Here is a 24,136-nt window from a genome sequence, read left to right on the forward strand (position 1 = left end):
CGGTGCTGGCTGTTTGACATCGACCGATCGCCCCCCTCGACGTCATGGCCGGACTGGGTCCGGCCACCCACGTCTTAGGACCCACCGCGCTGCCAAGACGTGGATCCCCGGATCAAGTCCGGGGATGACGGCGAGGGGCTAGAGAGTGCTCGACGATAAGGGCGCAGGTACCCTCTCCCCCCTAGTGGGGGAGGGGAATAGCACCACACTGGTACGCGATCCCGGATCGGCTTCGCCGTCCGGGATGCCGCGGAAGGGTCGTCGGCCCTCCCAGGATTGGAGCTCCTCGCGCGGCCTCATTTCGTCCTTCCGCCTTGACTTCCCCCGCCTCCCATGGATGTTGCCCTGAAAACCGAACCAGCAGGCTTGTTTCATGTCCGCCTCCATGCACCGTTACCGTTCCCACACCTGCGGCGCGCTCCGCGAATCCGATGTCGGCCAGGTCGCCCGCCTCTCGGGCTGGTGCCACCGCATCCGCGACCATGGCGGCGTGCTGTTCATCGACCTGCGCGACCATTACGGCATGACGCAATGCGTGATCGATCCGGATTCCCCGGCCTTCAGGCAGGCCGAGGCGGCACGGTCGGAATGGGTGATCAGGGTCGACGGCAAGGTCCGCAAGCGCCCGGCCGGCACCGAGAACCCGGAGCTGCCGACCGGCATGGTCGAGGTCTACATCACCGATATCGAGGTGCTGGGGCCTGCGGCCGAGCTGCCGATGCCGGTCTTCGGCGACCAGGAGTACCCGGAGGAGACCCGTCTCACCTACCGCTACCTGGATCTGCGCCGCGAGAAGCTGCACGCCAACATCATGAAGCGCGGCGCGATCGTCAACAGCTTGCGCACCCGCATGCAGACGAGCGGCTTCTTCGAGTTCACCACGCCGATCCTGACCGCCTCCTCGCCGGAAGGCGCGCGCGACTTCCTGGTGCCGTCCCGCATCCACCCCGGCAAGTTCTATGCGCTGCCGCAGGCGCCGCAGCAGTTCAAGCAGCTGATCATGATCTCCGGCTTCGACCGGTACTTCCAGCTCGCCCCCTGCTTCCGCGACGAGGACCCGCGCGCCGACCGCCTGCCGGGCGAGTTCTACCAGCTCGACGTGGAGATGAGCTTCGTCACCCAGGAGGACGTGTTCCAGACAATGGAGCCGGTGATCCGCGACACCTTCAAGGAATTCGCCGACGGCAAGCCGGTCACCGACGTGTTCCCGCGCATTCCGTATTTCGAGTCCATGCTGAAATACGGCAACGACAAGCCGGACCTGCGCAACCCCCTCGTCATCGCCGACGTGTCGGAGGTCTTCACCCGCGAGGACGTGACCTTCAACGCGTTCAAGAACGTGATCAAGTCCGGCGGCGTGGTGCGTGCGATCCCGGCGACGGGGGCAGCTTCCCAGCCGCGCTCGTTCTTCGACAAGCTCAACGACTGGGCCCGCACGGAAGGCGCGCCCGGCCTTGGCTACATCGTGTTCGAGGAAGAGGGCGGTCAGATCACCGGCAAAGGCCCGATCGCCAAGTTCATCCCGGAAGCGGCTCAAGCCGCTATCCGCGAGAAGGCTGGCATCAAGGCGGGCGACGCGGTGTTCTTCTCCGCGGGCGCCGAAGACAAGGCGGCGTCGCTTGCCGGCAAGGCGCGTACCCGCATCGGTGACGAGCTCGGCCTCATCGACAAGGACCGCTTCGAGTTCTGCTGGATCGTCGACTTCCCGCAATACGAGTGGAACGAGGACGAGAAGAAGATCGACTTCTCGCACAACCCGTTCTCCATGGCGAATTTCGACCATGACGCCTTCATGGCGCTCGACCCGTCGGACAAGGACACGATCCTCAAGATCACGGCCTTCCAGTACGACATGGTCTGCAACGGCTACGAGATGGCCTCGGGCTCGATCCGCAACCACCGTCCCGACCGGATGGTGAAGGCCTTCGAGATCGCGGGCTACGGCGAGAAGGAGGTCATGGAGCAGTTCGGCGGCATGTACCGCGCATTCCAGTACGGCGCGCCGCCCCACGGCGGCATGGCGGCGGGCGTCGACCGCATCGTGATGCTGCTCTGCGGCGCGCAGAACCTGCGCGAGATCACGCTCTTCCCGATGAACCAGAAGGCGGAAGACCTGCTCCTCGGCGCGCCCTCCGAGGTGACGCCCAAGCAGCTGCGCGAGCTGCACATCCGGCTGAACCTGCAGGAGAAATGACAAGCGGCAGCGTCACCGCCATCATCGTGACCTTCGATAGCGCTCATGCGCTGCCGGAGTGTCTCGGCGCATTGCAGGCGGACGGCGTCCCGGCGCTCGTCGTCGACAACGCTTCGACGGATGAGACCGTCGCGATCGCCGAAGGGCAGGGCGCGACGGTGATCCGCAACGCCCGCAACGAGGGCTATGGCCGCGCCAACAATATCGGCGCCCGGGCGGCGGACACCGAGTTCGTGCTCATCGCCAATCCGGACTGCGTCGTCGACCCAGGCGCGGTCCCAGCGCTCGTCGATGCGGCGCGGCGCTATCCCGATGCGGCGTTGTTCGCACCGCAGATCGTCGAGCCGAGCGGACGCGTGTTCTACCAGCCGCGCTCGCTGCTCGCGACCTCGCTCACCAATCCTGGCGGCAAGCTCGTGCTGCCCGAGGGCGAGGCCTGCGCTCCGTTCTTCTCCGGCGCTTGCTTTCTCATCCGCCGCGACGTTTTTCTGAAACTCGGCGGCTTCGACCAAAACATCTTCCTGTTCTACGAGGACGACGATCTCTGCCGCCGCATCGCGGATTCGGGCGCGGCGCTGATCTATGTGCCGCAGGCTTTGGTGCGCCACGGACGCGGACGGTCGAGCGGCGAAAAGCCCGGCCGCATCTTCGCCTCCCGCTGGCACCAGGCCTGGTCGCGGGCCTATGTGAGCCGCAAATACGGCCTGCCGAATCCGGCGCCCGGCATGTTCGCGATCAATGCGCTGAAGGCGGCGGGTGCGCGCCTGACCTTCCGGCGCAAGCTCATCGAACGCTACGGCGGCTCGGCCGCCGGCGCCCTGGCTTTCCTGAAGGGCGAGAAGGCCCTGGAGCGCGAAAGAGTGCCATGAGCGTATTCTCATTTTGGAATAACGCGCCCAGCGTCTCGTCAGCCCTGGCACGGGACAGGAACAACTTCGCCCCGATCCGGCTCGCTCTCGCGCTCGCCGTCGTCGTGTCCCATGCCTTCAGCGTGACGACAGGCGTCATCACGGACGAGCCGCTGACTATCTCCACGGGCTTCACCCTGGGCGAGCATGCGGTGAACGGCTTCTTCGCCATCTCCGGCTTCCTCGTCACCATGAGCTTCGACCGGCGCGGCTGGCGCGATTACGCCATCGCCCGGACCCTTCGTATCGCACCGGGGCTGATCGTGGCGGTGCTCGCTGTGTCGCTCCTCCTCGGCGCCGCCATGACCGCTCTGCCTCTCGACGAATACCTGCAGAGCCCGGGCTTGCGCCGGTTCGTCACGGCAACGCTCACGAGCTTCAAGAGCAATATCGCGCTGCCGGGCGTGTTCGCCGACAACCCCTTCACATTTCCCATGGGCACGGTCTGGACCCTGAAATACGAGGTCATGTGCTACGCGGGCGTTTTCCTCATCGGCCTCGTCGGGCTGCTGCGGTCCCGCCTGGCCGCGCTCGTCCTCGTGGCCGGGCTGGCGCTCGGTCTCGTCGGCTTGGATCTCCTGCGGCCCGATGCGCCCAAGAGCATGGAAACGGCGCTTCGCCTGCCGCTGATCTTCGCCTTCGGCGGTGCGCTCTATGTCTGGCGCGATCGTGCCCGTCTTTCGGGATTCGTCCTGCTGACCCTCATCCTTGCCACGTGGCTGAGCAGCGGAACGTTCCTCTACAAAACGCTGCTTTTCACCGGAACGGCCTACGGCATCCTGTGGCTTTCGCTGGCGCTGGCGGTCACGCGCTTTTCCTACGAGCCCAAGGCTGACCTGTCCTACGGCACCTATCTCTATGGCTGGCCGATCCAGCAGAGCCTGCATGCGCTCTGGCCGGGCATCGCCGCCGGCGTGCTGCTGGTGCCGTCGCTCGCGATCACGCTGCTGATCGCGGCCGTCTCCTGGACTCTGATCGAGAAGCCGGCGCTCGGCCTGAAGGCCAGGGCCCTCGGCCGCCGGACGCTCAAGACGATTGAGCCCGCAGCACCTTGACGGCAGCGACCAGCTCGCGGACCCGGTCGCTCTGCAGGAGCGGGATGAGGGTCGCAATCTTGTCCCGCGGCAGGTCCCACCATTGCGCATCGAGCAGGGCCGCGACCGTCTCCTCGTCGAAGCGGTAGCGGATCACCTTGGCGGGGTTGCCGCCGACGATGGCGTAGGGCGGCACGTCCCTGGTCACGATGGCATGGGCCGCGACCACCGCGCCGTGCCCGACCGTCACGCCCGACATGACGATCGCGCCGGAGCCGAGCCACACGTCGTGGCCGATGGTCACGTCGCCGCGGGAGGTATGATAAGCCTCGCTCTGTGGCGCCGAGGGCCAGAGTTCCGGAAAGGCGGAAAACGGATAGGTCGTGCCCCATTCGGTGCGGTGGTTGCCGCCGAGCAGGATCTCGACCTTGTCGGCGATGGAGCCGTAGCGGCCGATGGTGAGCTTTTTCCCCGACTCGGGAAAGCGCACCTTGGGCTTGCCGTAAGTATACTCGCCGATCTCGTAGCCGTACCGGCCGGCGATGCGGGCGAGATGGACACGGGTCTGGTTGTGCGGGTTACGCCAGTTCTTAAGGCGGTGCCGGAGCTTCATTGCAGGGCCCCAACGGCCAGCGCATCGTGCGGAAAAGTGGTCCCGGTTTTCCGCGCCCAACGATGCGCCGGCCAAGAGAAGGAGCATCGGATGGATCCCAAAAGTGGGGTCCACTTTTGGGTCCGATGCTCTAGAGAAGAACATTGACGGCAGGGGGGCAGCACGCGCACAAGGGCCTCCGGATTGGTTCGGTCAGAGCAAGGAGCGTCGGGGATGGGAGACAACATCTCGCAGGATCTGAAATCGGGTGCGATGTTCTACCATCAGTATCCGCGCCCCGGAAAGCTTGAGATCCAGCCGACCAAGCCCCTCGGCAACCAGCGCGACCTGGCGCTGGCCTATTCCCCGGGCGTCGCCGCCCCCTGCGAGGCCATCGCCGCCGACCCGGCCCAGGCCGCCAACCTCACCTCCCGCCAGAACCTGGTGGCGGTGATCTCCAACGGCACGGCGGTGCTGGGCCTCGGCGATATCGGCCCGCTCGCCTCCAAGCCCGTGATGGAGGGCAAGGCGGTCCTGTTCAAGAAGTTCTCCGGCATCGACGTCTTCGACATCGAGGTCGCCGAGAACAACGTCGACAAGCTGGTCGAGGTGATCGCGGCGCTCGAGCCGACCTTCGGCGGCATCAATCTCGAGGACATCAAGGCGCCGGAATGCTTCGAGGTCGAGGAGCGGTTGAAGGCCCGCATGGGCATCCCGGTTTTCCACGACGACCAGCACGGTACGGCGATCATTGTCGGCGCTGCGGTGACGAACGCGCTGGAACTCGCCGGCAAGCGCATCGAGGACGTGAAGATCGTCACCTCGGGTGCCGGCGCCGCGGCGCTCGCCTGCCTCAACCTCCTCGTGTCGCTCGGCGCCAAGCGCGAGAACATCTGGGTCACCGACATCAAGGGCGTGGTCCACGAGGGCCGCAACGAGCTCATGGACCGCTGGAAATCGGTCTATGCGCAGGACACCGACGCGCGCACGCTGGCGGACGTCATCCCGGATGCCGACGTGTTCCTCGGCCTCTCGGCCGGCGGCGTTCTGAAACCCGAGCTGCTCGCCCAGATGGCGCCGCGCCCGCTGATCATGGCGCTCGCCAATCCTTATCCGGAGATCATGCCGGAAGAAGCCGAGGCCGCGCGGCCCGACGCGATGATCTGCACCGGCCGCTCGGATTATCCGAACCAGGTCAACAACGTCCTGTGCTTTCCCTACATCTTCCGCGGCGCCCTCGATGTCGGCGCGACCACGATCAATGAGGAGATGAAGGCCGCCGCCGTGAAGGCCATCGCCGGTCTTGCCCGCGAGGCGCCCTCCGAGGTGGTGGCGCGCGCCTATGGCGGCGAGGCGCATCCTTTCGGCGCGAAGTCCCTGATCCCGAGCCCGTTCGATCCGCGCCTGATCCTGCGCATCGCGCCGGCGGTGGCGAAGGCCGCGATGGATTCCGGCGTCGCCACGCGGCCGCTCGAGGATCTCGAGGCTTACGCGGAATCCCTCGGCCGCTTCGTGTTCCGCTCCGGCTTCATCATGAAGCCGCTGTTCTCGCAGGCGAAGGCCGATCCGAAGCGCGTGATCTATGCCGAGGGCGAGGACGAGCGGGTTCTGCGCGCCGTGCAGGTCATCGTCGAGGAAGGGATCGCCAAGCCGATCCTGATCGGCCGTCCGAGCGTCGTCGAAGCGCGCATCAAGCGCTTCGGCCTGTCGATGGAGATCGGCCGGCATTTCGAGCTGGTGAACCCGGAGGACGATCCGCGTTACCGCGACTATGTCGCGACCTATGTGGAGGCGGCGGGCCGCAAGGGCATCACGCCGGATGCGGCCAAGACCCTGGTGCGCACCAATTCCACCGTCATCGGCGCGCTCGCCGTGCGGCGAGGGGATGCGGATGCCCTGATCTGCGGCATGGAAGGTCGCTTCCAGTCACGCGTCAAGCACATCAAGGACATCATCGGGCTGGCTCCCGGCGTGCACGAGATGGCGGCCCTGTCGCTCGTCATCACCTCGAAGGGCGCGTATTTCCTCGCCGACACGCATGTGCAGTTCGATCCGACGGCGGAACAGATTGCGGACATGACGATCGCCTGCGCCAGCCACGTGCGCCGCTTCGGCATCGAGCCCAAGATCGCGCTGCTCTCGCACGCGGATTTCGGCGCCGCGGACACCCGCTCGGCGGTGAAGATGCGCAAGGCGCTCGCCTGCATCAACGAGCGCGCGCCGGAACTCGAGGTCGACGGCGAAATGCAGGCCGATGCGGCCCTGTCCCAGATGATCCGCGACCGCATCTATCCGGGATCGCGCCTGACGGGCGAAGCCAATGTGCTGATCATGCCGAACCTGGACGCCGCCAACATCGCGTTCCAGTTCACCAAGGTGCTCGCGGATTCGTTGCCCGTCGGCCCGATCCTTATCGGACCGGCCAAGCCAGCGCACATCCTGACCCCGTCGGTGACGGCGCGCGGCATCGTCAACCTCACGGCCATCGCGGTCGTCGAGGCGCAGGCCGCGGAAGAGGATCAGCCGACGCTGATTTGAGGGCAGGTTTTCAGGAACCCGCCGTCATCCCGGGGCCGCGCAAGCGGAGCCCGGGATCCATAACGGCTAACGACGCAGAACTGCGTGCGAGGCCGATCGTCTCTTCTTGAAACGTCGTGGTTATGGATCCGCTGAGTTCACGCTGGAAGTGCAACACCTGCTAAGGTGTTGCTGCGATGGGACAGACTTATGCTCACTTGAGCCTGCGCGAGCGGGTTGAGATTGAACTTCTGCGCGCGGCCGGTCACTCGGTGCGCTGGATCGGCCGGGCCCTGGGACGCTCGGCGGCGACGATCAGCCGGGAATTGAGGCGTAACGCCAAACCCACCAAGCAATGGCGCGGCTCCTATGACGGCGAGCGAGCCCATGCTCTGGCCCTGCGCCGCCGCCGCTGGGATGCCCGCTTCAAGCTGGCGCGCCAGCCGGACCTGCGTGCCCTGGTCGGACAACGCCTTGCGATGGGACACTCGCCCGAGCAGATCGCGGGCCGGCTGGCGCACGATCAAGGTAGACCCGTTATCAGCCACGAGTCCATCTACCGCTATGTCTATCACCGCTCCAGCCTCAAGGATCACTGGCACCGCCTTCTGCCCCGGCGCAAGAACCGGCGCGGCCGTCTGGGCCGGCGCGGCGGCTCTCCGGCCAGCTTCATCAAGCATCGCCTGGCCGTGGCCCACCGGCCGCGGGAGGCGGAGAGCCGCACCGTCGCGGGCCATTGGGAGGCGGATCTCATGGCCTTTTCCCGTTACGGCCAGTACGTGCTGGTCATCCATGAGCGCCGCTCCCGCCTGCTCCTGGTCGACCGGCTGCCCAACAAGACGGCGGGGGCCGTTCTGGAGCGGCTGCATCGCTGCCTGAGCCCCCTGCCGGCGCCGATGCGCCGGTCGCTGACCTTCGACAACGGCACCGAGTTTGCCTTGCACTATCGGCTCACCGAGCGGTTGGGTCTGGCAACCTTCTTCTGCGATCCGCATGCTCCCTGGCAAAAGGGCGGGATCGAGAATGCCATCGGCCGTCTGCGGCGGCGCTTGCCGCGCAAGGCCGATCTGGCCACCCTGTCGCAGCCGGAGCTGTCGGCTCTGGTCGAGATCTACAACACGACGCCGCGAAAGTGCCTTGCCTTTCGCACCCCGCACGAGATCTTCTCAAAGGCCATCAACCGTGTTGCACCTCAACCGTGAATTCACCTTCCCGCCTGCGCGGGGATGACAGTGGAGAAGTCGCACGAAACGGCAGACGCTACTCCGCCTTCGCGCTTACGTTCAGCTTGTCGAGGATGGCCTTGGGGTCGGGCAGGAGCACCGCTTCCACGATGCCGAAGCCCGACGGATCCTTGGGCGTGGCGTTGATCGTGAGCTTGCCGGGCTTGGCAATGAAGCGGGCGATGGCCTGGCTCAAGGTCCGGGCCTGCTCGGAGCTGCCGATCATCGCCGGCACGACGAAGGCGGCACCGGCCGCATAGGCCCGGCGCAGGGATTCCGGCTTGGTCTTCTGCTCCTTGGCCGCCTTGTCGAGATAGCGCTCGAACAATCCCTTGTTCTCGATCGTGACGTCGAGGGCCTTCGCCCGCGCTCCGGCAAGCGCCACGGCGGCGATGGCGGTGTCGGCATCGAAGAGATCCTTGCCGACATTGCCGATGATGCCGGTCACGGCGACATTGCCCATGTCCTGGCCCTGGAACGAGACCTCGCTAAGGGCGACTTCGTTTGCCGCCGCGTTCCAGGTGGCGGCCGCGAGAAGCGAGACGTCGATAGTCTTGTAGCCGAGGGCCACGAGTTCCTTGATGCCGTCGTCGGAGCTTTTCGGCGGCAAGACCATTGCGAAGTTCTGCAGCTCGATCCGGATATTGGTCGGAATGGCGTTCACCGGCTTGTCGGCCGTGAGTTCGAAGCCCTTGAAAGATGCCTGGACCTTGACCTTCCTGCCCTCGTCGTCGGCGGTGCCGTCGAGAGAGAGACCTGACAGGCGCAAAGTTCCGAGTGTCGGGATCAGGCTGCGCGCCGTTGCAGGGTCGATATCATCGAGAGACTTGCCCCCAAGCTTTCTGAGGCCATCGAAGGTTTGCTTGAACGAAAAGCCCGTGAAGCTTACGCCATCAAGCTTGAAACGGTTGTCCTTGTCGGAAAACGCGAGGCCTTCCCACCGTACATCCGCCGGCCGGGTTTCCGTGCCGCCCGTATAGGCGATCCGGGCAACGCGAAACTGCCCCGGAGAATCCTTCGCCTTGGAGATCATCTCGATGTCCGTGGCTTCCACGGCGCCGATCTGGAATGAATCGGCAAGGTCGGCGATGGCGGGCAGAAGGCGCGCCTGATCCTCGGAGGAAAGCTCCGGTCGGTCGGCCATCTCGGTGATGAGGCCTAGGGTGCCATTCCAGGAATCCTTGGTCGGACGCGCCATGAAATCCTGGCCGCCAAGACGGGCCACCTTGAGCGTGATGCCAGCCTGGTTGTCGGCGAGCTCGACGTTCTCGATCGAGAAGGCGCCGTAGATCTTTGCATGTGGTGTCGAGCCGGTGTCTGATTTGGATTCGAAGAGATGCGCCATGGCCGGCAGATCCAAGTCGCTCATGCTCGTGCGACCCGTACTGACCAGCGCGTTGTCCTTGGCCCCACTCACCTCCATCGCGCTCGTCTCGATCAGTGCCGAGGCGATCCTTCCCTGCGAGATGTCGTTCAGGGCGATGTTTTTGTAGGTGGTTGTCTGGGTATCCTTGCCCAAGGTCTGCCTAATCCGCGCTTCGGGGATCGTGACCTGCTTCGCATTGACACGTTTCAGGCGGCTCTCCATCGGCTCCGCCGATCCGGCGGAGAACAGGGCCTCGATCTCGGCCCGGGTCGAGGAGACGCCCGACAACGCGATGCTCTTCGCCTCGTAGGTCGCTGATCCGGAGGTGAAGCTGACATTTTCCAGGGTCAAGCTGTCGGCGGATTGCGCGAAAGCCGCGCTCCAGAGCGGCACCCTCACGGCTCCAACGACGATACGGCGGCCATCCTTGTCGATGGCGAGGTCGCGAAGAACGGCCGGTTCGAACGACATGGCGGCCGAGCCTGCGATCAGGGCAAGCGTGCAGATGCCTGCGCGGTAACGAAGTCTCATAGGTTCCCCCAAAGCCGGACCAGCCCGGTGCCAGCGTTCCTTAAACGAAAAGGGCTCGGGGAGGGAGATTAGGGCGCATGTAACTTTTTTACAGCGAGAACGAGGTGCCGCAGCCGCAGGACGCGGTGGCGTGAGGGTTCTCGATCTTGAACGACTGGCCGATCAAATCGTCCACGAAATCGATGACGGAGCCGTCCATGTACTGGATCGAAACCTCGTCCACGACCACGGTGGCGCCGTCCTTCTCGATCACGAGGTCGTCGTTCTGCCGGGTCCGGTCCACGTCGAAGGCGTATTGGAACCCGGAGCAGCCGCCTCCATTGACGCTGATTCTCAGGTGCGAACCGTCAGGCTCGGCGGCCATGATCTCGTTGATGCGGCGGGCGGCGCGTTCTGTCAGGGTGATACCGGTCATGGGCACTTCCAGTCCTCGTGAGGACGTAATTCTTGCGCAAACTGTTATGAGCAAGGTAAGTGCGCTCTGACAAGGCTTCAACCCGGTGATGATCGTGCGGCCCTTCGGCGAGAGATGGCGAGCATCCTACGCCTGCGATCCTTGGGACAGCCGCGGGCGCCTTTTCCCCGAGGCCGTCTCGCCGACCCGCAGCGAGTTCCAGCGCGACCGCGACCGGATCATCCATTCCTCCGCCTTCCGCCGGCTCAAGCATAAGACTCAGGTCTTCGTCTATCACGAGGGCGACCATTTCCGGACCCGGCTGACCCACACCATCGAGGTGAGCCAGATCGCCCGGGCGCTGGCCCGCTCCCTCGGGCTCGACGAGGACCTTGCCGAGGCGCTGGCGCTCTCGCACGACCTCGGCCATACGCCCTTCGGCCATACCGGCGAGGACACCCTCGACGAATGCATGGCCGGGTTCGGGGGCTTCGATCACAACGCCCAGGCTCTGCGCGTCGTCACGCGCCTCGAGCGCCGCTATGCGGAATACGATGGCCTGAACCTGACCTGGGAAACTCTGGAGGGCCTGGTCAAGCATAACGGGCCGCTCCTCGATGGGGAGGGCAAGCCGACCCTGCGCTACGCCGCCCGCGGCGTCCCCCTGGCGATCCTCGAATACAACGCCCAGCAGGACCTGGAACTCGCCACCCATGCCGGCGGCGAGGCCCAGGCCGCGGCCATCGCCGACGACATCGCCTATGACGCCCATGACCTCGACGACGGCTTGCGGGCCGGGCTGTTCCGGATCGAGGATCTGTGCGAGGTGCCGTTCCTGGCGACGCTGCTGCAGGAGATCGAGACCCGCTATCCGAATCTTGATCTCTCCCGGCGCATCCACGAGCTGACCCGGCGGGTCATCACCCGCTTCGTCGAGGATGTGGTGGCGGAAGGGGAGCGCCGAATCTCAGGCCTCGCTCCGCAAAAGGCCGAGGACATCCGGCAGGCCGGCGACACCATGGTCTGCTTCTCGGCGGCGATGAAGGAGGCCGATGCCGCGATCAAGCGGTTCCTCTACGCCCGCATGTACCGCCATCCCAACGTGATGAGGGTCCGGGCCCAGGCCGACGACGTGCTGCGCGACCTGTTTCGGCGCTTCAAGGCCGAGCCGGAGCTGATGCCGGAGGAGTGGCAGGCCGACCTGCCGAGGGAGGACGAGCCCAGCCTCGCCCGAAGGGTGGCGGATTACATCGCCGGCATGACGGACCGCTATGCGATCCTCGAACACCGACGCCTGTTTGACGTGACGCCGGACTTGCGTTAGGCGCGGCCACGTCCTTCGAGTTTCCAACCCGCAGCCCTCATCCTGAGGAGCCGCGAAGCGGGATCTCGAAGGAGGATCCAGAGAGCACTGGAGATGCCCTCGTCCTTCGAGACGGCCTGACGGCCTCCTCAGGATGAGGGCCTAAGTGAGCGTTGGTTGGCTGCGATCAGGGCCAGTTGCCCATTGAGATGAAGTACCATGAATATTTTCGGGCTGTTTGAGAAGCGGGTTGCGGATGCGCTCGGCCGGCTGGCCGAGGCGGGGAAGATTCCATCGGGGCTGGATATCAGCCGCGTCGTGGTCGAACCGCCGCGCGATCCCTCCCATGGCGATCTCGCCACCAACGCCGCCATGGTGCTGGCCAAGGAGGCGCGCATGAATCCGCGCGCCCTGGCCGAGATTCTCGTCGCCGACCTGCAGGACGACCCGCGCGTCACCAAGGTCGAGATCGCCGGCCCCGGCTTCATCAACATCCGGCTTGCGCCTGCGGTCCTGCACGAGGTTCTGCGCGCCGTCGTGGTCGACAGCAACGGGTACGGACGGACCGGACAGGGCGCGGGCGCTCCCGTGAACGTGGAATATGTCTCGGCCAATCCCACCGGCCCGATGCATGTGGGCCATTGCCGCGGCGCCGTCTTCGGCGATGCGCTTGCCGGGCTGCTCGATTTTGCCGGCTACGCGGTCACCCGCGAGTACTACATCAACGATGCCGGCGCGCAGGTCGACGTTCTCGCCCGCTCGGCCTACCTCCGCTACAGGGAGGCCCTGGGCCAGGAGATCGGCACGATCCCGGAGGGCCTCTATCCGGGCGACTACCTGAAGCCCGTCGGCGAGCGGCTGGCCAAGGAATATGGCCCGGGCCTGCTGGACAAGCCCGAAGACGAGTGGCTGCCGCTCGTGCGGGAGACCTCCATCGACGCCATGATGGACATGATCCGCGACGACCTTGCTGCCCTCAACATCCATCACGAAGTGTTCTACTCCGAACGCTCCCTGCAGCTTGGTCCGGTGGATCAGGTCAAGGAGCTCATCACGGAGCTTCGCGGTCGCGACCTTGTCTATATGGGCCGTCTGCACCCGCCCAAGGGCCAGAAGGACGAGGATTGGGAGGACCGGGAGCAGCTTCTGTTCCGCGCGACGGCCTTCGGCGACGAGGTCGACCGCCCGCTTCTGAAATCGGACGGCTCCTACACCTATTTCGCCTCCGACATCGCCTATCACCGCTCGAAGTTCGAGCGTGGCTTTGCCTCCATGATCGACGTCTGGGGTGCGGACCATGGCGGCTACGTGAAGCGCATGCAGGCGGCCGTGAAAGCCGTGTCCGACAGCAAGGCCGATCTCGACGTGAAGCTCTGCCAGCTCGTGAAGCTGCTGCGCGGCGGCGAGCCGGTGAAGATGTCCAAGCGCTCCGGCGACTTCGTTACCCTGCGCGAGGTGGTCGACGAGGTCGGCCGGGATGCCGCCCGCTTCATGATGATCTTCCGCAAGAACGACGCGACCCTGGATTTCGACCTCGCCAAGGTGGTCGAGCAGTCCAAGGACAACCCGGTCTTCTACGTCCAGTACGCCCATGCCCGCTGCGCCTCCGTGTTCCGGCAGGCGGGCGAGGCGTTCCCGGGCGCCGACTTCTCGGCCGGCGAGCTGGCCAAGGCCGATCTGTCGATTCTGAGTGACGAAGCGGAAATGGACCTTGTCCACCGCATCGCCCAGTTTCCCCGGACCATCGAGGCGGCGGCGGAGGCCCACGAGCCGCACCGGGTCGCATTTTACCTTTACGATCTGGCCAGCGCCTTCCATAGCTTATGGAATAAGGGCAAAGACTTGCCGCAATTACGCTTTGTTAATCTAACTGATAAAGATTCAACACAGGCGAGACTCGCTCTCGTGCATGCCCTGAAGGGCGTGCTCGCATCTGGTCTCGCAATCCTGGGCGTTACGGCACCCGACGAAATGCGATAGTGTTCCCTCAGGCGATTCAAGCGCTTAGGGAGAGTCCTCGTCGGGTCCTGTGAACGTCGTGCCGGCGGAGCACCGGGTGCTCCTGTCGCGTAACTGGAGATCCGGTGCATGAGCGAATCAGTGAAGCCCCGTTTTGCCATCGACCTCAACGAGATCGAGCGGCAACTCGCCCAGGCGGGCAACCCGCACCCTCAGCAGGCCCCCGTCGGGCGGAGCGATCCGCTGGCGGAATTGGCCCGTATTGTGGGGCAGGACGATCCTTTTCAGTCGATTCTGGCCAATGACGGCTCCGCCCGTCCGCGCCAGCAGGGGGCTTCCATCGACGATCTTTTCGCCGTCCGCGACACTATGACGCCAAACCCGCGCGAGGTGCCGGTCCGGGCTCCGCAGGCCCTTCATGCCGTGCCGTCCTACGGCCATGACGCCTATCCTCAGGGCGCCGTTCGGCATCATGAGCAATATGCCCAGGAGCCCGCGCCCCAGCACCAGGACGCCTACGGCAACGAGGCCTATGCGCAGGATTACTATGCCGATCAGGCCGCGCAGTATCCCGACCAGGATTACGATCGGGATCAGGATTACGTGCCGGTCGAGAAGCCTCGGTCCCGCAAGGGCGTGATCACCATCGCGGCCGTCATCGGCGCCGTGGTGCTGGGCGGCGGCGGGGCCTATCTCGCCTCCGGCTCGGCGGCGATCACGGGGGGCGAGCCGCCTCTGATCAAGGCCAACAACGAGCCCACCAAGGTCCAGCCCCAGAATCCGGGCGGGGTCGAGATCCCGAACCAGAACAAGCAGATCTATGAGCGCGCCAACCAGAGCGGAGCGACCAAGGTGGTCAACCGCGAGGAGCAGCCGGTCGATGTCCAGCAGGCCGTGCGCATGAACGGCAACGCCGTGGCCGACGCCACCGGCGGCACGGTTCCGGGCGTCTCAGTCAAGCCGCAGCAGACCGCGAGCCTGAACCTCGGCGAGCCGCGCAAAGTCCGCACCGTCACCATTCGTCCCGACGGCACCGTCGCCGGCGCCGAGCCTCCGGCCGCCCAGCCGGTCGCCACGGCATCCGCGGGGGCGATGACCCTGCCGCCGCAGGCGCAGGCCGCCCATCCGGCTCCGGTCGCGTCCGCACAGCCCCGCGCTGCGGCGAGCACGCCCGTCGCGGCGGCGTCCACCCCGGCTTCGACCCCGAAGCCAGCTCCTGCGGCCGCGACGCCTGCCAGCCCGCCTGCACCGCAGCAGATGGCCTCCGTGCAGCCGGCCGCACCCGTCGCAGCCGAGACGACCTCGACCGGCGGCTTCGCCGTGCAGCTGGGTCTGGCCAATTCGGAAGCCGCCGCCCAGACGGCCTTCGCCTCGTATCAGCGCAAGTATCCCGACCTGCAGGGCAAGCCGGCGATGATCCGCAAGGCCGAGGTGAACGGCAACACCATCTTCCGCGTCCGCGTCGGACCGCTGCCGAAGGAGGAGGCCTCGTCCCTCTGCTCCAAGCTGCAGGGGCAGGGCGGTCAGTGCTTCGTCACCAAGAACTGATTGCTTGAACCGGATCAGCTTAGCGGCTGAGTTTTCTTGACCCTGCCGAGCAGGGGACGTAAGGCGCGGGTATGACAACTCGCGCCTTTATTGCTGGATGCTCCGGCTTCGAGCTCACCCCCGACGAGGTCGCTTTCTTTAGGGAAGCGAAGCCTTGGGGCTTCATCCTGTTCCGCCGCAATGTGGATCACCCGGAGCAGGTGAGGGCGCTCTGCGACTCCCTGCGGGACATTGTCGGGCGCTCCGATGCTCCGATCCTGATCGATCAGGAAGGCGGCCGGGTCCAGCGCATGGGGCCGCCGCACTGGCCGAAATACCCCTCCGGCGCCACCTATGGCCGGCTCCACGCCAACGACCCGCTGGTCCGGCGCGAGATCACGCGCCTCGGGGCGCGGCTGATCGCCCACGATCTGCGCGCGGTCGGCATCACCGTGGATTGCCTGCCGGTGCTCGACGTTCCCTCGCCCGGCGCCCATGACGTGATCGGCGACAGGGCCTACGGCAGGACGCCCGGCGAGGTGGGGATCCTGGGCCGGGCCGCCGCCGAGGGGCTTCTGGCTGGCGGCGTCCTGCCGGTCGTCAAGCACATGCCGGGCCATGGCCGGGCCGGCGCCGACAGCCATCTGGCGCTGCCCGTGGTCGAGGCGTCGCGGGAGGAGCTGGAGCGGCACGATTTCGCGCCCTTCCGCATGCTGACCGACATGCCCCTCGCGATGACCGCACACGTGGTCTACACGGCGCTCGATCCCGAGCAGCCCGCGACCACCTCCCGCGTCGTCATGGAGGAGATCGTCCGCGGCCATATCGGCTATGACGGGCTGGTGATGACGGACGACCTGTCCATGCATGCCCTTTCCGGGTCCTTCCGGGAGAGGACGGAGGCTGCCTTCGCCGCCGGCTGCGACATGGCGCTCCACTGCAACGGCCGGATGGAGGAAATGGGTGCGGTCGCCGAGGCTGCCCCGCTCCTGGACGGCGATCCCCTGCGTCGCGCTAACGCTGCGTTAGCTCGGATCGCTCACGATCCGGAACCCCTGGATCCTGTGGATGCCCGATCCAGGCTCGATTCCGCTCTTGCGATGATCGCCTAAAGCTTATGAAGCTCGAAATTCGATGAGTTGAGTATGTCGATGGCAAAGCCCTTACCCTTCGAAGATGTCGAGATGACCGAGCGGGCCGAGAGCGAGCCCGCTCTGCTCGTCGACGTGGACGGGTTCGAAGGGCCGCTCGACCTCCTGCTCGAACTGGCTCGCCGCCAGAAGGTGGATCTCCACCGCATCTCGATCCTGGCTCTCGCCGAGCAATACATCACCTTCATCGAGGCGGCGCGCCGCATGCGGCTGGAGCTCGCCGCCGATTACCTCGTGATGGCCGCATGGCTCGCTTACCTCAAGTCGCGCCTGCTCCTGCCCGAGCCGCCGAAGGGTGAGGAGCCGAGCGCCGAGGATCTGGCATCCGCCCTGGCCCTGCGCCTGCGCCGCCTGGAGGCCATCCGCGAGGCGGCCAAGAAGATGGGCGAGCGCGCCTGGCTCGGCCGCGACGTCTTCGCCCGCGGGGCGCCGGAGCCCGTGATCGTCAACCGGGACTCCCGCTACGAGGCGAGCCTCTACGACCTCCTCAAGGCCTATGCCCAGCAGCGGCAGATCCGGTTCAATGCCAGGGTTTCCTTTCACAAGCGGAATGTCTGGTCGCTGGTCGATGCGCGAGAGGCCCTGGAGCGCCTGGTCGGGCACCTCAGCGACTGGGTGACCCTGGACACCTATCTGATGGAATACATGGTCGAGCCATCCATGCGCTCGACCGTTATGGCCTCGGCCCTGTCCGCCACCCTGGAAATGGTGCGCGAGGGCAAGCTCACGCTCCGGCAGGACGAAGCTTTCGCTCCGCTCTGGGTCAAGTCAGTCGCCGATCCGGCGGAGGCAGGAGTTTAAGGTGCTGCCCGACATGCAGGAAGATTCAGTCGATACACCCGAGGCCGATGAGCCCGAGGTCAGCCACGTTCCAGACCATGGCGAAGCCATGCGAATCGCCGAGGCGCTGCTGTTTGCCGCCGCCGTGCCCCTGAGCGTCGAGGAGCTTATCGGCCGTCTGCCGGAAGGCGCGGATGTGGAGAAGATCCTGCAGGACCTGAGCGAGCTTTATGCTCTGCGGGGCGTCAATCTCGTCCGGGTGGCCGGGAAGTGGACCTTCCGCACCGCCAGCGATCTGTCCTTCGTGCTCGCCCGCGACGTGGTCGAGCAGCGCAGGCTCTCCCGCGCTGCCATGGAGACGCTCGCCATCATCGCCTATCACCAGCCGGTGACCCGTGCAGAGATCGAGGAGATCCGCGGCGTCGCCACGTCGAAGGGCACGGTCGACCTTCTCCTGGAGACGGGCTGGGTCCGCCTGCGCGGCCGCCGGAAGGCTCCGGGCCGCCCCGTCACCTACGGCACCACCTCCGGCTTCCTGGAGCATTTCGGCCTCGATGCGATCGAGGACCTTCCGGGCCTCGAGGAGCTGAAAGGGGCGGGCTTCCTGGAAGGCCGCGTTCCCTCCGATTTCTCAGTGCCCACGCCCTCCGACGCGGATGCCCTTCGCGAGGACGAGGATCCACTCGAGGACGATCTGGTGCAGCCCCTGGACATGCACCGGACCGAGGCGGGAGAAGAATGACCTCAACCCCCGCCGGCTCCGCCCGCGACCGGTTTCGGCTGCCCCGATGGGGGCAACGCGGCACGGCGGGCGCCTCGATCCCGGCCCAGCTCGCCTTCGAGAGCCTCGTTCAGGTCTATGACAGCATGCGCGCGCTCGATGGCGTCTCGCTGACCATCGAGCCGGGGGAAATCGTCTGCCTGCTCGGCCATTCGGGCTGCGGAAAGACCACGCTGCTGCGCATCGCCGCAGGGGTCGAAGCGCCGACCTCCGGCCGGGTGCTGATGGATGGGCGCGAGGTCAGCGGGCCGCGGACCTTCCTGGAGCCCGAGCGGCGGGGCATCGGCCTGATGTTCCAGGACTACGCCCTGTTCCCGCACATGACGATCCTGCAGAACATCATGTTCGGGCTCAAGGATCTGTCCTCCGCCGAGGCCGGCGTCGCCGCGCGCCGCGCCCTGTCCCGCGTCGGCCTCGAGCACTACGCCAACGAATACCCGCATACCCTGTCCGGCGGCGAGCAGCAGCGGGTCGCGCTCGCGCGCTCCATCGCGCCGCGTCCTGGCGTATTGCTGATGGACGAGCCGTTCTCCAACCTCGACCGGCGCATGCGCGATGCCATCCGCGACGAGACCGTCGCCATCCTGCGGGAGACCGGGGCTACGACCATCGTCGTGACGCACGATCCCGAGGAGGCGATGCGCATCGCCGACCGGATCGTGCTTATGCGCGCCGGCGCGATCATCCAGCAGGGCGAGGCCGAGGAGATCTACCGGCGCCCGGCCAATCTCTTCGCCGCGCGCTTCTTCTGCGACTTCAACGAGCTTGAGGGCACGGTGCGCAACGGTCAGGTTTCCTGCCCCGTCGGCGTCTTTCCGGCGCCGCATCTCGCGGATGGACCCGCCGTCGTCTGCGTGCGGCCGCAGGGGCTGAAGCTGAAGCCGGCGGGTTTCTGCCTGCCGGGCCGTGTGGTGTCTCGCCGCTTCCTCGGCGAGGTCGATCTCGTGCATATAGACGTGCAGGGAATCGACCGTCCTCTCCAGGCCCGTGTTCACGATCCCGTTGGCGCGGTCGAGGGACAGGATGTCGGGGTGGAGGTCGATACTAAGGATGTCCTTGTTTTCGCCGCGTCCGACGCATAGGTTGGCGGCGAGTTCATATCGATAAGCCGCGCCTTTTCAGGCGCAGGAGGAATTGCCATGGGTGGCACGAGTATTTGGCACTGGATCGTTGTCGGTCTGATCGTCGTCCTGCTGTTCGGACGCGGCAAGATCTCCGACATGATGGGCGATGTCGCAAAGGGCATCAAAGCCTTCAAGAAGGGCATGTCCGAGGACGAAACCACGCCGGCAAAGCCTGCGCAGCCGGCCGAGCCCGTCCGGACCATCGACCATCAAAACGGTACGACGACGACCACCGTCACGACCGATCACAAGGTCGGCTAAGCTTCGTGTGCAGCCGCTTATCGTGGCGTGTCAGTATGCGTGAGTACCCAAGGGGCAGGTTCGAGGCCGCGTCATGTTGGACATGAGCTGGGGTGAGATCATGGTGATCGGCGCCGTTGCGCTGATCGTGATCGGCCCGAAGGATCTGCCTAAAGCGCTGCGGACGGTCGGGCAGGTGACCGGCAAGCTTCGCCGCATGGCGGCCGAGTTCCAGGGCCAGTTCAACGAGGCCATGCGCGAAGCCGAGCTCGACGAGGTCAAGAAGCAGCTTCAGGGCGTGAACGATTCCGTCTCCTCGCTCGGCAACACCGACTTCAACCCGATCCAGACGATCCGGGATGAGCTGAAGACCTCGATCGAGGCACCCATGCCGGGTCCTGCGGCAATCGCCTCTCAGGATGCCGCGGACATCTCTTCCGTGGAGACCGCTTCGACGGAGATCCAGGAGGTTGCGAACGCGTCCGACGCGACGGTGCAGGCCGTTGTGGAGGGGCGGGCGCCGGCTCCGGAGGATCCGTTGATCGAGCTGCCGCCGCCACCGAGCGTCGATCCGGCCAAGGAGATCGCCGAATCCCTGCGGCGTGAGGCCGAATACGAAGCCCAGCAGGCCGCCCTCGCCGAACACCTCTCCGAAAAACCAGAACAATCGGACGCGAAAGTCGGATGACCACCGCCGTTGAAGACGATGAGGTCGAGGCTTCGCGCGCGCCTCTGATCGAGCACCTGACCGAGCTTCGCTCGCGCCTGATCAAGGCGCTGGTCGCCTTCGTGCTGATGTTCTTCATCTGCTTCGCCGGCGCGAAGTACATCTACAACGCGCTTGTCTGGCCCTACGTGCTGGCAGTAGGCTCGCCGGAGAGGGCGCATCTCGTCTATACGCACGGCCTGGAATACCTGTTCACGCAGATCCAGGTCGCCGCCTTCGGGGCCGGCTTCCTCGCCTTCCCGATCATCGCCATCCAGATCTACAAGTTCGTGGCGCCGGGCCTCTACAAGAACGAGCGCCGGGCCTTCGTGCCTTATCTCGTCGCGACGCCGGTGCTCTTCGTCATCGGCGCGTCCTGCGTCTATTTCATCGCCATGCCGCTGCTCATGCGCTTCTCGGTCGGCATGCAGCAGCTCGCGACGGATTCCAGCCCCGCCATCGAATTCCTGCCCAAGGTCAGCGAATACCTGTCGCTGATCATGACCCTGATCTTCGCCTTCGGCATCTGCTTTCAGCTGCCCGTGGTCCTGACCCTGCTCGCCCGCGCCGGGATCATCGATTCGCAGTTCCTCAAGGACAAGCGGCGCTACGCCATCGTCATCGTCTTCGTGCTCGCTGCCGTGCTTACCCCGCCGGACGTGATCAGCCAGTTCGCCCTTGCGGTCCCCACCTTGCTTCTTTACGAGGCATCCATCTTCTCCGTCCGCATGGTCGAGAGGAAGCGTGCGGAAGCCGAGGCCGCGCGCGCGGCAGAGGAGTAGGAGACCGAAACGGTCTCCCCATCGGCCGCCTTCCTTGGCAGAAGTTTAAGGGCGGTCGTGTCGACGGACAGGGCCTCCTGACGAAGCAGGTCCTCATCCCATGCACGACATCCGTTCCATCCGCGACAATCCCGCGGCGTTCGATCAAGGCCTCCGGAACCGGGGCATGGAGCCCCTGTCCGCTGAGCTGATCGGCCTCGACGACAAGCGCAAGAGCGCCATCTCCGCTCTGCAGACCGCCACCGAGCGCCGCAATGCCCTCTCCAAGGAGATCGGCCAGGCCAAGGCGAAGAAGGACGAGGCGCGGGCGCAGGAGCTGATGGCCGACGTTGCGCGGATCAAGGAAACGATGCCGGAGCTGGAAGAGGCCGAGCGCGTCGCCGAGAAGGCTCTGTTCGAGGCTCTTGCCGCCATCCCCAATATTCCCAAGGAGGACGTGCCGGTCGGCGCAGACGAGCACGGCAACGTGGAGCGTCACCGTTCCGGAAAGCCGCCGACACTCAACAGCGCCAAGCAGCATTTCGAGCTCGGCGAGGCTTTGGGGCTCATGGATTTCGAGACGGCGGCGAAGCTCTCGGGCTCGCGCTTCGTGGTGCTCAAAGGCGGCCTCGCGCGGCTGGAGCGCGCGCTCGGTCAGTTCATGATCGACCTGCACACGAACGAGCACGGCTACACGGAAGTGAACCCGCCGCTGCTCGTTCGCGACGACGCCATGTTCGGCACGGCGCAGTTGCCGAAATTCGAGGACGACCAGTTCTGGGCCTTCCCCGGCAACGCGCTAGAGCAGGTCGTCGCCGCAGCGCTCGAAGGCCAGCCGCGCGATGCCATCGGCAAGATGATCAAGGACGCCCGCTACGGCATGATTCCGACGGCGGAGGTGACGCTCACCAATCTCGTGCGTGAGCAGATCCTGTCCGAGGAGGAATTGCCCCTGCGCTTCACCGCGCTGACGCCGAGCTTCCGCGCAGAAGCCGGCTCCGCCGGTCGTGACACGCGCGGCATGATCCGCCAGCATCAGTTCGTGAAATGCGAGCTCGTCTCGATCACGACGCCCGAGACGTCCGCCGACGAACACGAGCGCATGCTCACGAGCGCCGAGAACGTGCTGAAGAGGCTGGAGCTGCCGTTCCGCACCATGACGCTGTGCACCGGAGACATGGGATTCTCCTCGACCAAGACCTACGACATCGAGGTGTGGTTGCCGGGGCAGGGGATGTATCGCGAGATTTCGAGCTGCTCGGTCTGCTCGGATTTCCAGGCGCGGCGCATGAATGCGCGCTATCGCGCAGCCGGCGAGAAGCAGCCGCGCTTCGTGCACACGCTCAACGGTTCGGGACTTGCGGTCGGCCGCACGCTCGTCGCGGTTCTGGAGAATTATCAGAACGAGGACGGCAGCGTCACAATCCCGTCGGTGCTGCAGCCTTATATGGGCGGCATGACCCGCATCGAGCGCCAGGCCTGACATGCGCATTCTCTGCACCAACGACGATGGCATCCACGCGCCGGGGCTGAAGACCCTGGAAGCGATCGCACGCAGCCTGTCGGACGATGTGTGGGTGGTTGCGCCCGAGACCGATCAGAGCGGCGTCGCGCATTCTTTGTCGCTCAACGATCCCTTGCGCCTGCGCGAGATCTCCGACCGGCATTTCGCCGTCAAGGGCACGCCGACCGATTGCGTGATCATGGGCGTGCGCCACCTCATGAAGGAGGCCAGGCCCGACCTCGTTCTCTCCGGCGTCAACCGGGGCCAGAACGTGGCGGAGGACGTGACCTATTCCGGTACGGTGGCCGGCGCCATCGAAGGCACGATCCTTGGCATTCCCTCGATCGCGCTCTCCCAGGCCTACGGCCCGGAGACGCGCAACGCGCCGCGCTGGCAATGCGCCGAGCATCACGGCCCCGAAGTGATCCGCAAGATCCGCGAGGCCGGAATGGACAGGGGCATCCTCGTCAACGTGAATTTCCCCGATTGCGAGCCGGACGAGGTCGAGGGAACGGCGCTTGTCAACCAGGGCCAGCGCACGCAGGAGCTCTTACGCCTCGACGAACGCCGGGACGGGCGTGGCAACCCTTACTTCTGGATCGCCTTCGAGCGCCGACCCTTCACGCCGGGCAACGGCACCGACCTCTGGGCCATCGCCAACCGGCGCATCGCCGTCACGCCGCTGCGCGTCGACATGACCGACGAGCCGACCCTGACGCGCTATGCGCAGGCCTTCGGCGGCTGAGAGTGTCGGACGCCATGAACCAGGATCTGCCATTCCTGCCCGAAGCGGAGAACCGCGGCGAGCGGGAGGCGATCGGGGCCGCGTCCTTCATCCTGTCCCTGCGCGCGAAAGGCATCCGCGACACGGCGCTTTTGCGCGCCATGGAGCTCGTCCCGCGCGAGGTTTTCGCCCCGCGCCGCTTCACCGATCTCGCCCGCACCGAGGTTGCCCTGCCGTTGCCCTGCGGCCAGACCATGACCGGGCCGGCGACGGTCGCTGCCATGCTCCTCGCGCTCGGCGTGCAGCCCGGCCAGCGGGTGCTGGAAGTGGGCACCGGCAGCGGCTACGTGACCGCGCTCCTGGCGAGGCTCGGGGCGGACGTGACCTCCGTCGAGCGCTTCAACACCCTGGCGGAAAGCGCGGCCCAGCATCTCAAGATCGTCGAGGCGGGCAAGGTCCGCCTCGAGGTCGGGGACGGCCTTGCGGTTCGCGTGCGCGAGCGGTTCGACCGCATCCTGCTCAACGGAGCCTGCCAGGAGATCCCGGAAACGGTGACGGCTCTGCTCGCGCCGGGCTCCCGCCTCGTCGGCGCGCTCACGGTCGACGGCATGCCGCATCTCATGCGGATCGAACGGGATGCAGAAGGCGAGCTGAAGCAGAATCTCGGCGCGTCGCTGCGGATTTCGCCGCTCGTGACGGGCATCGCGGCGACGCTCTGAATCGCGCGAAAAAAATCTCGGACAAGGTTACGAAAAAGTGCGCATCATCAACCGTTGCTTAACCTGAACAGGCTTTTAATGGCTTCATCGAGTTGCGT

Annotated in this window: 21 protein-coding genes; 18 read left to right on the top strand and 3 right to left on the bottom strand. The window is 65.8% G+C overall.

The genetic code is table 11. The features are described from left to right. Nucleotides 1-385: 385 nt before the first annotated feature. Genes aspS through BB934_RS23650 form a run of 3 tightly spaced genes read left to right on the top strand, consistent with a single transcriptional unit; the run spans nucleotide 386 to nucleotide 4,157 of the window. Nucleotides 386-2,194: an aspartate--tRNA ligase gene (gene aspS / locus BB934_RS23640; protein ID WP_099513180.1), complete on the top strand. Its 1,809-nt coding sequence runs from the start codon at nucleotides 386-388 to the stop codon at nucleotides 2,192-2,194. Then, nucleotides 2,191-3,063, top strand: coding sequence for a glycosyltransferase family 2 protein (locus BB934_RS23645; RefSeq protein ID WP_099511878.1), 873 nt, complete (start codon nucleotides 2,191-2,193; stop codon nucleotides 3,061-3,063). The genes aspS and BB934_RS23645 overlap by 4 nt, the downstream gene beginning before the upstream one ends. Continuing rightward, on the top strand, nucleotides 3,060-4,157 hold the full coding sequence (locus BB934_RS23650; protein WP_099511879.1) for an acyltransferase family protein: 1,098 nt from the start codon (nucleotides 3,060-3,062) through the stop codon (nucleotides 4,155-4,157). Before BB934_RS23645 ends, BB934_RS23650 begins: the two co-directional genes overlap by 4 nt. Here the strand turns inward: BB934_RS23650 and BB934_RS23655 are convergent. Further along, nucleotides 4,129-4,749 carry a CatB-related O-acetyltransferase gene (locus tag BB934_RS23655; protein ID WP_099511880.1) on the bottom strand — a complete coding sequence of 207 codons (621 nt, stop codon included), beginning with the start codon at nucleotides 4,747-4,749 and terminating at the stop codon, nucleotides 4,129-4,131. The genes BB934_RS23650 and BB934_RS23655 overlap by 29 nt on opposite strands. Before the next feature lie 213 nt (nucleotides 4,750-4,962). On the opposite strand from BB934_RS23655, the gene BB934_RS23660 reads away from it, so the two are divergent. Next, nucleotides 4,963-7,266, top strand: coding sequence for an NADP-dependent malic enzyme (locus BB934_RS23660; protein WP_099511881.1), 2,304 nt, complete (start codon nucleotides 4,963-4,965; stop codon nucleotides 7,264-7,266). A gap of 176 nt (nucleotides 7,267-7,442) precedes the next feature. Continuing rightward, nucleotides 7,443-8,447 (top strand): IS30 family transposase, encoded by a 1,005-nt coding sequence (locus BB934_RS23665; protein ID WP_099511882.1) that lies wholly within the window; start codon nucleotides 7,443-7,445, stop codon nucleotides 8,445-8,447. 58 nt (nucleotides 8,448-8,505) lie between these two features. Here the strand turns inward: BB934_RS23665 and BB934_RS23670 are convergent, their stop codons facing one another. Both BB934_RS23670 and erpA read right to left on the bottom strand, forming a co-directional pair. Beyond that, nucleotides 8,506-10,365 carry a hypothetical protein gene (locus BB934_RS23670; protein WP_099511883.1) on the bottom strand — a complete coding sequence of 620 codons (1,860 nt, stop codon included), beginning with the start codon at nucleotides 10,363-10,365 and terminating at the stop codon, nucleotides 8,506-8,508. Between the two features lie 88 nt (nucleotides 10,366-10,453). Continuing rightward, nucleotides 10,454-10,780 (bottom strand): iron-sulfur cluster insertion protein ErpA, encoded by a 327-nt coding sequence (erpA, locus tag BB934_RS23675; RefSeq protein ID WP_099511884.1) that lies wholly within the window; start codon nucleotides 10,778-10,780, stop codon nucleotides 10,454-10,456. A gap of 88 nt (nucleotides 10,781-10,868) precedes the next feature. Between erpA and BB934_RS23680 the strand changes: the two genes are divergently transcribed. From BB934_RS23680 to BB934_RS23740, 13 genes are all read left to right on the top strand, one after another. Next, the gene (locus tag BB934_RS23680) at nucleotides 10,869-12,083 is read left to right on the top strand and encodes a deoxyguanosinetriphosphate triphosphohydrolase (protein WP_099511885.1); all 1,215 of its coding nucleotides are present in this window, start codon (nucleotides 10,869-10,871) and stop codon (nucleotides 12,081-12,083) included. 198 nt (nucleotides 12,084-12,281) lie between these two features. Continuing rightward, nucleotides 12,282-14,042 carry an arginine--tRNA ligase gene (gene argS / locus BB934_RS23685; protein ID WP_099511886.1) on the top strand — a complete coding sequence of 587 codons (1,761 nt, stop codon included), beginning with the start codon at nucleotides 12,282-12,284 and terminating at the stop codon, nucleotides 14,040-14,042. A 108-nt stretch (nucleotides 14,043-14,150) separates the two neighbouring features. After that, nucleotides 14,151-15,569, top strand: coding sequence for an SPOR domain-containing protein (locus BB934_RS23690; RefSeq protein ID WP_099511887.1), 1,419 nt, complete (start codon nucleotides 14,151-14,153; stop codon nucleotides 15,567-15,569). A 71-nt stretch (nucleotides 15,570-15,640) separates the two neighbouring features. Next, nucleotides 15,641-16,660, top strand: coding sequence for a beta-N-acetylhexosaminidase (gene nagZ / locus BB934_RS23695; RefSeq protein ID WP_099511888.1), 1,020 nt, complete (start codon nucleotides 15,641-15,643; stop codon nucleotides 16,658-16,660). Nucleotides 16,661-16,699: 39 nt separating this feature from the next. Beyond that, complete coding sequence (locus tag BB934_RS23700) at nucleotides 16,700-17,500, top strand: segregation and condensation protein A (RefSeq protein WP_099513181.1); 801 nt, start codon at nucleotides 16,700-16,702, stop codon at nucleotides 17,498-17,500. Nucleotides 17,501-17,513: 13 nt separating this feature from the next. After that, on the top strand, nucleotides 17,514-18,221 hold the full coding sequence (gene scpB, locus BB934_RS23705; RefSeq protein ID WP_099513182.1) for an SMC-Scp complex subunit ScpB: 708 nt from the start codon (nucleotides 17,514-17,516) through the stop codon (nucleotides 18,219-18,221). Then, a complete protein-coding gene (locus BB934_RS23710; RefSeq protein WP_099511889.1) occupies nucleotides 18,218-19,342 on the top strand; it encodes an ABC transporter ATP-binding protein in 1,125 nt (374 codons plus the stop codon). The genes scpB and BB934_RS23710 overlap by 4 nt, the downstream gene beginning before the upstream one ends. Before the next feature lie 57 nt (nucleotides 19,343-19,399). After that, on the top strand, nucleotides 19,400-19,645 hold the full coding sequence (locus tag BB934_RS23715) for a twin-arginine translocase TatA/TatE family subunit (RefSeq protein ID WP_099511890.1): 246 nt from the start codon (nucleotides 19,400-19,402) through the stop codon (nucleotides 19,643-19,645). A 73-nt stretch (nucleotides 19,646-19,718) separates the two neighbouring features. Beyond that, complete coding sequence (gene tatB / locus BB934_RS23720; protein WP_099511891.1) at nucleotides 19,719-20,312, top strand: Sec-independent protein translocase protein TatB; 594 nt, start codon at nucleotides 19,719-19,721, stop codon at nucleotides 20,310-20,312. Then, the gene (gene tatC / locus BB934_RS23725; RefSeq protein ID WP_099511892.1) at nucleotides 20,309-21,112 is read left to right on the top strand and encodes a twin-arginine translocase subunit TatC; all 804 of its coding nucleotides are present in this window, start codon (nucleotides 20,309-20,311) and stop codon (nucleotides 21,110-21,112) included. Before tatB ends, tatC begins: the two co-directional genes overlap by 4 nt. A gap of 100 nt (nucleotides 21,113-21,212) precedes the next feature. Further along, the gene (serS, locus tag BB934_RS23730) at nucleotides 21,213-22,574 is read left to right on the top strand and encodes a serine--tRNA ligase (RefSeq protein ID WP_099511893.1); all 1,362 of its coding nucleotides are present in this window, start codon (nucleotides 21,213-21,215) and stop codon (nucleotides 22,572-22,574) included. A gap of 1 nt (nucleotide 22,575) precedes the next feature. Next, a complete protein-coding gene (gene surE, locus BB934_RS23735) occupies nucleotides 22,576-23,340 on the top strand; it encodes a 5'/3'-nucleotidase SurE (RefSeq protein ID WP_099511894.1) in 765 nt (254 codons plus the stop codon). A 14-nt stretch (nucleotides 23,341-23,354) separates the two neighbouring features. Beyond that, on the top strand, nucleotides 23,355-24,038 hold the full coding sequence (locus BB934_RS23740; RefSeq protein ID WP_099511895.1) for a protein-L-isoaspartate O-methyltransferase family protein: 684 nt from the start codon (nucleotides 23,355-23,357) through the stop codon (nucleotides 24,036-24,038). The last annotated feature ends 98 nt before the right edge of the window (nucleotides 24,039-24,136 follow it).

This window comes from Microvirga ossetica, from assembly GCF_002741015.1.
Taxonomy (GTDB): domain Bacteria; phylum Pseudomonadota; class Alphaproteobacteria; order Rhizobiales; family Beijerinckiaceae; genus Microvirga; species Microvirga ossetica.